Origin of the sequence: Paratractidigestivibacter sp. (assembly GCF_052362415.1) — a bacterium.
In the GTDB taxonomy this organism is placed as follows: Bacteria; Actinomycetota; Coriobacteriia; order Coriobacteriales; family Atopobiaceae; genus Paratractidigestivibacter.
In genome coordinates, this window is the sequence record NZ_DAWEMK010000058.1 from 4507 (window position 1) to 10367 (window position 5861).

Annotated in this window: 6 protein-coding genes; 3 read left to right on the top strand and 3 right to left on the bottom strand. The window is 69.2% G+C overall.

The window, feature by feature from the left end:
- Window positions 1–173 precede the first annotated feature (173 nt).
- Window positions 174–821: a uracil phosphoribosyltransferase gene (upp, locus tag ACT84W_RS06825; RefSeq protein WP_417576303.1), complete on the top strand. Its 648-nt coding sequence runs from the start codon at window positions 174–176 to the stop codon at window positions 819–821.
- Window positions 822–829: 8 nt separating this feature from the next.
- On the opposite strand, the gene ACT84W_RS06830 is transcribed toward upp, so the two are convergent.
- The 3 genes from ACT84W_RS06830 to ACT84W_RS06840 are packed head-to-tail and all read right to left on the bottom strand — an operon-like array spanning window position 830 to window position 4232.
- Entirely contained in the window at window positions 830–2053 is a 1224-nt protein-coding gene (locus tag ACT84W_RS06830; protein WP_444328663.1) for an ABC transporter permease, read from the bottom strand.
- Window positions 2040–3278 (bottom strand): ABC transporter permease, encoded by a 1239-nt coding sequence (locus ACT84W_RS06835; protein ID WP_444328664.1) that lies wholly within the window; start codon window positions 3276–3278, stop codon window positions 2040–2042. Before ACT84W_RS06835 ends, ACT84W_RS06830 begins: the two co-directional genes overlap by 14 nt.
- 15 nt (window positions 3279–3293) lie before the next feature.
- Complete coding sequence (locus tag ACT84W_RS06840) at window positions 3294–4232, bottom strand: ATP-binding cassette domain-containing protein (protein WP_444328665.1); 939 nt, start codon at window positions 4230–4232, stop codon at window positions 3294–3296.
- A gap of 170 nt (window positions 4233–4402) precedes the next feature.
- On the opposite strand from ACT84W_RS06840, the gene ACT84W_RS06845 reads away from it, so the two are divergent.
- Both ACT84W_RS06845 and ACT84W_RS06850 read left to right on the top strand, forming a co-directional pair.
- Window positions 4403–5608, top strand: coding sequence for a sensor histidine kinase (locus tag ACT84W_RS06845; RefSeq protein WP_444328666.1), 1206 nt, complete (start codon window positions 4403–4405; stop codon window positions 5606–5608).
- A partial coding sequence (locus ACT84W_RS06850) for a response regulator (protein WP_444328667.1) occupies window positions 5605–5861 on the top strand: 257 nt, incomplete at its 3' end. The genes ACT84W_RS06845 and ACT84W_RS06850, both read left to right, overlap by 4 nt.

The window sequence follows — 5861 nt, forward strand, 5'->3', positions numbered from 1 at the left end:
AAAAAGCTCGGAAGAGATTATCCACCCGTTCTCGGGCTGGTTTCCCGTGTGGCGCCCGCCCTTATTTCCGCTTGCCATGCGGCGAGCAATCGGGCACCAGAATCGGCCGCCGCGAGCGCACCGCTCCCTCGGTGTATCATTCGTTTGACTATTGCCCACAAGAAAGGCGACCCATGGCCATCTCGTACGACGCGACCCGCGTGACGCTCGTCGACCACCCGCTCGTCCAGCACAAGCTCTCGATCCTGCGCGACGTCCATACCGGGACCCAGCAGTTCCGCCAGCTTGTCCGCGAGCTCGCCATCTTTGAGGGCTACGAAGCTATGCGCGACCTGCCACTCGAGGACTGCGAGGTCGAGACGCCCGTGGCGCCCGCGACCTGCAAGCGCCTCGCGGGCCGCAAGCTCGCTGTGGTGCCGATCCTGCGCGCCGGCCTCGGGATGGTCGACGGCCTGCTCGAGATCGCGCCTGCCGCGCGCGTGGGCCACATCGGCATGGAGCGTGACGAGGTCACCCACGAGCCCCACGAGTATTACTGCAAGATGCCGCGCGACATCGACCAGCGCGCCGTCCTCATCGTGGACCCGATGCTCGCGACCGGCGGCTCCGCGATCATGGCGGTGGACGCCCTGCGCGCACGCGGCGTGACCAACCTCAAGATGCTCTGCCTCGTCTCGGCGCCAGAGGGCCTCTCGGCGCTGCTCGGCCACGATCCCGAGCTGCAGGTCTATACCTGCGCCATCGATGACCATCTGAACGAGGCCGCCTACATCGTCCCCGGCCTCGGCGACGCCGGCGATAGGATCTTCGGCACGCTCTAAGCCCCTGACTACCGCCCTTGTTGCCGGTTCCTCGCGAGCGCGAGCCCGACCGCGGCGATCGCCACGGCAAAGAGCGCCGTGATGCCGATGCCGGTCAGGTAGGCGGACGCCCCCGCGGCGCTGAATCCCGAGTCGGCCGCGCCCAGCGCTGCGTCGATCGCCGCGTTGGTCCAGAACGTCGGTAAGAAGTGCGCCGCCGCGACCACCGTCGCGCCCATGAACGAGAGCGGCACCCAGGCCCCGCCCATGAAGCTCATCACCATGCCGAGGATGTTGCCGCATGCGTTGAGGGCCTCTTCGCGCGCGCCGAGGCTGCCGAGGAGGAAGGCGATCGCGAGCGGCACGAGGCCGAACACGTAGCTGGTCCCGAACGCGAGCGCGACCTGCCAGGCGGGGAGCGACGCGACGGCGCCGCGAAGGCCCACGAGCCCCACGAGGGTGGTCACCGTGCAGACGGCGAGCGTGAGCACGAGGCAGCTCGCGAGCGTGCCGAGCGCGCGGGAGCGCGGCGTCTGCGGCCCCGCCTCGAGACGGCGCCGGAGCTCCGGCTCGGAGAGCACGGAGAGGACGAGCCCCACGGAGATGACGACCGAGGACGTGATGGCATAGGAGGCGAACTTGAGGAAGACCGAGATCTGGTCGACGGCCCAGTTCTCCGCCTGCGCAACGTGGACCTCGACGTCCGCGCGCTCATCGGCGGAGCGCTCGGCGAGGTCGATGACCTGCGCCTCGTTCGCTGACGGGTCGAGCGATACACTCGCCGCCGCGAGGGAGACCCAACGCTGCACGTCCATGCCGGCGAGGGCGGACGCCTGCGTGCTCACGCCGTAGGCCTCCTGGACCTGGGGAAGCTCGCCGCCCGACCGCGCGGCGGAAAGAAGCTCCTCGCTAAAGCCCGCCGGCACGAAGAACACGCAGTCCGCGCGCCCCGTGGCCACGGCGTCCTGGAGCTCCGCCTCGTCGTCGGTCACGTCCACGCACTCGTAACGGCCGCCCAGGTAGTCGCCGAGGGCGCGCGAGAGCACGGACCCGTCGCGGTCCACGACGGCGACCTTCGCGCCGTAGGGCTCGTAGGCGCTGCCCTGCGCGGGGGCGTTCGCGGGCCCGTCCGGGCTCCCGCTCGCGACGGAGAGCGCGACGAAGACGCCCATCAGCGAGACGAAGACGGTGTAGATGACGATGTAGAGCGGGTGCGCGGCGGCGACGCGCAGCGCGGCCTTAAAGGTGCTCATAGCGCTGCCTCCTAAAAATCAAAGTCGCAACGGCCAGGAGCGCGACGCCGAGCCCAGCGCACACGGCGACGTGGGCAAAGAAGGGCTGCGTGCTCTCGTAGAAGTACAGGTCGGTGAAGGTGTCACTGATGAGCTTGGGCGGGTTGAGCCACGCCTCGGCGGGGCAGGCGCGCGCGATCTCGTCGGCAAGGGTCATCGCCGGCATGCCGTAGAGGCCCGCGAAGAGCGACCCGCCGCAGTTCACGGCGGTAAGAAGCCCCGTGCGCGACTGCTCGCCGCCGCGCAGCGGAAGCACCGCCACGAGCATGCCGAGCGTCACCGCGAGGAACGACGCCGCGGCGAGGCCAATCAGCGCGAGCCCTTCTCGGCCCGCGAAGTCGACGCCCGCGACGAAGCGCACGTAGAGGAAGACGAGCACGAGGCAGAAATACGCGGAGGCCCAGCAGCCGATGAGCGTGCCGGTGAGCATCTTGAGCCTGCCCTGGCCGCCGACGCACCGACGCGCCCCGAGCGGGCTGAGGTCTCCCGCCGCGTGGAGCAGCGAGATCGCCGCGGTCGTGCTCGCGAAGAGCGCGGCCATGCCGAGCAGCGCGTAGTAAAACCGCACCGTGTCGTCGGGGGTCGAGCGGGTGAGGCTCACGCGCTCGATCTCGGCTTGCAGGCCGATGGCGCCCGCGATCGCGGAGGGGTCGGAGAGAATCGCGGGGTTCTCGCGGACGGCGCGCTCGACGAGCGAGACGGTCTGCGTGTAGGAGCTCGCCACGGCCTCGAGGATGGAGCGGTTCACGCTCTTCTCGCTCGTGCCGTCGGTGGAGCCTGCGCCCTCGCCGAGGGTAACCTTCGGGTCGCCGTCGGCGTCGACGGCGTAGACGCCGAAGACCTGCCCATCGTCGAGGAGCTTCTCGCCCTCGGCGATCGATGCGACCTCATGGACGTCGAGGAGCGAGCCGTCGGAGGCGCCCGTGGCAACGGCGGCGCCGTCGCCCGCGTCCTTCTCGTCGCCCTCACCCGACAGCGCGCCCACGACCTGCGAGAAGCCCGACCCCTCCCAGGAGGCGTCCTTGACCACGGCGACGGGCACGGATATCACGGTGTCCGAGTTCTTGAGGCTGCCGAACATGAAGATGAAGAGCGTCGCCAGGATGATGGGGAAGGCGAGGCACCAGATCCAGAAGTCCGCGCGGCGCGCGTTCGTGAGGATCGTGACCTTAATGGTTGTGAACATGATGCCCTCCAGGCCTTAATCGCGCAGCTCGCGGCCGGTTATCTCGAGGAAGACGTCGTTCAAGGTCGGCGGCTCCGAGTAGATGCGCCCGAGCGCGACGCCGCGGGAGCGCAAACAGTCGAGGATGTCCGTGAGGTTGTGCGGCGAGGCCTCGCACGAGCAGGTGAGCGTGCCTGAGGCAACGTCCGCGGCGAGCACGTGCGGCAGCTCCCGCACGGCGGCGAGCACCTGGTCGGGCAGCTCCGCGACCTCGATCACGACCTTCTCGCCCATGGAGATCATGCGCTTGAGCTCGTCGTTCGTGCCTTCCGCGAGGGTGCGGCCGCCGTCCATGATCATGATGCGGGAGCAGATCTGCTCGACCTCCTCCATGTAGTGACTGGTGTAGACCACCGTGGCACCCTCGTCGCGCAGGTGACAGATGCCGTCGAGGATGGAGCTGCGGCTCTGCGGGTCCACGGCCACGGTCGGCTCGTCAAAGAAGATGAGCTCCGGCTTGTGAGCGATGCCGCAGGCGATGTTCAGGCGCCGCGCGAGGCCGCCGGAGAGCTTCTTTGGTCGGAACTTGACGTAGTCGGCAAGGCCCACGAAGTCGATGGCCTCATCCACCAGCTCGCGCCGGCGCGCGCGGTCGTCCACGTAGAGGCTGCAGAAGTAATCGATGTTCTCGCGCACCGTGAGCTCGTCGAAGACGGCCATCTGCTGCGGGACCACCCCGATGCGGCGCTTAAGGTCGTAGCGCGTGGGCGACATCGGCTCGCCGAACAGCTCGATCGCGCCCTTGTCGTAGGTGAGCAGCTGCAGCATGCAGTTGATCGAGGTGGTCTTGCCCGAGCCGTTGGGGCCGAGCAGGCCGAAGATCTCGCCGGGCGCGATGCGCAGGCTGAAGTGGTCGAGCGCCAACAGGTCGCCGTAGCGCTTGACGAGGTTCTCCACGCGAACGATGTCCGTCATCCCGTCCTCCTTCCGTGACGAAAAGGGACAGTCCCTTTTCGTCATTTTTAGCGCGATGACGAGAAGGGACTGTCCCTTTTCGTCATTTCCATCGTACGGGGGACGGGGAGGGCGGCGGAAGTGAGTTTTGTCACTGTCCCGTCCGCGGCGAGCCCCATTACAATAGGCCCATGAACAGGCTCTTCGACAAGACGATTGTGCTCGCGTGCTGCCTCACCGCTGCCGCGGGGCTGCCTGTGGATGCCGGGCTCGTTGCCGCGGCCTGCGCCGCCGTCGCCCTGTGCGCGTTTGCCGAGGCAGCGCGCGGGGAGGGCGCGCTTCGCGCGTCGGAGGCCGCCGCCTTCGCCTACATCGCGGCGTCGATGCTCGCCGCGCCGGTCGTGCCCTTCTCGCCGCTGGCGCTCTACGACGTCGCCCGCGGCTGTTCTCGCGAGCACGCCTGGCCGCTCATCGCGGCGGGGGCGCTCCTGGCCGCCTCGATCGCAGTGCATGCGCGCGCGGGCGCCTTCGGGGCGCGGCAGGCGGCTCTTGTGGCGCTCTTCGCACTGGTGGCGACCCTCCTTTCCTTAAGGACCACTGAGCTCGAGCGCGAGCGGAAGCGTATGCAAAATACCCGCGACGACCTGCAGGAACGCGCCCTTCGCCTCGAGGAGAGGAACCGTGACCTCGCGAGCCGCCAGGAGTACGAGGTCGAGCTCGCCACGCTCGCCGAGCGCGCCCGCATCGCGCGCGAGATCCACGACAACGTCGGCCACCAGCTCACGCGCGCCTCGCTGCAGGCGGAGGCGCTGCGCGTGGTGCATGCGGGCGAGCCGGGCGTCGCGGCGGACTTCGCCGACGTCAAGGCAACGGTCGACGACGCGCTCGCGATGGTGCGCTCGAGCGTCCATGCGCTGCGCGACGACTCGGTCGACCTCGGGACACAGATGCGCAAGGTCGCGGGGGAGGTATCCGGCGGGACGCGGCTCGACGTGGAGCTCGACGTGGCGTGCGAGCATGTGCCCGCGAACGTCTCGACCTGCTTCGTCGCGCTGCTGCGCGAATCGCTCGCGAACACGCTGCGCCACTCGGGCGCGACGCGCGCGGAGGTCCGGTGCTTCGAGCATCCGGCCTTCTATCAGCTGGTCATTGTGGACAACGGTGGCGCGGCGGGCGCCGGCGGCAAGAAGGGCGCGGGCGGCGCAGCGGCGGGCACCGGCCCGGACGGAAAGAAACCCGCCCCCGCCTCCCGCGACGGCATGGGCCTCTCGTCCATGCGCGAGCGCGTCGAGGCCCTCGGCGGCTCCTTCCGAGCGGGCGCCCGCGCGGACGTCCCCGGCTGGCGCGTGTTCGCCTCCATCCCCAAATCATCGAACAAAAGCGAGGCCAAGGCATGAGGATCATCATCGCGGACGACGACAGGCTGGTGTGCGACTCGCTCAAGATCATCCTCGGCGCGCAGGGCATCGAGGTCTGCGGCGTGGGAGCGGACGGCGACCAGGCCGCTCGCCTCTACGAGCAGGAGCGCCCCGACGTCGCGCTCCTGGACATCCAGATGCCGGGCCGCGACGGCCTGTGGGCGGCGGAGCAGATCCTTTCCGAGGACCCGGCGGCGCGCGTGGTCTTCCTGACCACGTTCTCGGACGATGA